The sequence below is a fragment of the Microcystis sp. M53598_WE2 genome (assembly GCF_030067735.1).
In the GTDB taxonomy this organism is placed as follows: domain Bacteria; phylum Cyanobacteriota; class Cyanobacteriia; order Cyanobacteriales; family Microcystaceae; genus Microcystis; species Microcystis aeruginosa.
Window position 1 is genome coordinate 1 of the sequence record NZ_JASJFE010000350.1, and the last position, 1,384, is coordinate 1,384.

General features: G+C 42.4%; 1 protein-coding gene. It reads right to left on the reverse strand.

Features of this window, described 5'->3' with window-relative positions; genetic code table 11:
- Positions 1–178: 178 nt before the first annotated feature.
- On the reverse strand, positions 179–1,384 hold a 1,206-nt coding region (locus tag PX636_RS07545; protein WP_288116636.1), incomplete at its 5' end, for a PEP-utilizing enzyme.

The following is a 1,384-nucleotide window of genomic DNA, read 5'->3' on the forward strand; positions in this document are numbered from 1 at the left end:
CTGTTTACTGTTTACTGATCACTGAAAAAAGCTTCTCCCCACACCCCACACCCTAGACCCTACACCCCACACCCTACACCCTACACCCTACACCCCACACCCTAGACCCTACACCCCACACCCCACACCCCACACCCCACACCCTACACCCTACACCCCACACCCTGTCCCCTAATGCCTAGAGAATTTCAATAATTCCTTGACTGCCATCAAGACGAATTAATTGACCATCTTTTAACAATTTCATGGCATTATGCACATCCATAACCGCCGGAATTCCGTATTCTCTGGCAATAATAGCACCATGGGATAATTGTCCCCCCACCTCGGCAATAATGCCCACAGCCCGGGATAATAAAGGGGACCATCCTGAGTCAGTATAGGGAATAACGAGAATAGTATTAGGGGCAATTTCTAGATTTTGTAAGCTGGGCATAATTTTGACTCGTCCCTCCACTGTCCCCCCACTAGCGGCAATTCCCTGTAAGCGTTTTTTGGCAGTTAAATTTGAAACTAAAAATTCTCTTTTCGGGGGTTGTCCATAAACGATGTAGGGAATATCGGTTAATTGAGAGTTTTCTTGGAATTGTTGGCGACGCTGACGGATAATTTGCTTAAGATGGGCGATTTTATTATTCTGACCCAACTGGGTAACTTCTGAGTAATTTAGATAAAATATATCTCCCGTCTCCGATAATATTTGCTGCTGTAACCAGAGGGTTTCTAAAGCAAGAAAATGCCAGCGTAGGTGAGCTAAAAGACGGGAGTAAATTTCAGTCACTTGGTTTTTGATATTTAATCTTTTTTGGACAGTATGGGAAGATTTAACTTTTTTATGGCTATTATTACCCGGACTATCTAAGGGGAGTTGTAGCAGCTCTTGGGGATTTTCTCGCCATCTCGGTATGGAAATATCAGTCCCCACTTCGCTTAAATAACCGTAGGTTTCTAACCAGAGGGAAAAAGCTGAGTCAAAATCTCGATCGATCGTATTTTTTCTCAGTTCAGATAGCGATCGCATTGAGGCTATTTCTGGTGCTTGGGAGTTATCCAATTTCTCAAAAGGTACTTGCGAAATACTGCGACGCAAAGCAAAGCTAAGAGGGGCAAGAATACTATAATAGGTAGCTTTTTTTAAGACGGTTAAAATCTCCTCAATTTGCTCTAAAATCTCCCCTGAAGATAAAGCTTCTGGGGAAGTAGCGTTAATTTTTTTGAGCGTCGGGATAAAATAGTTTTTTTGATCTTGGCTAAAGTCTTTTTCTAACTGTAATTCCCGTCCTAAAAGTTTTAATAAACCAGGGGAATTAGCCAAAGTTGCCGTTAAAGGTGGTTTGGTAAACTTTGCCCCTTTGGTCAGGAATTCTAAGCTTTCTGGAGGTAA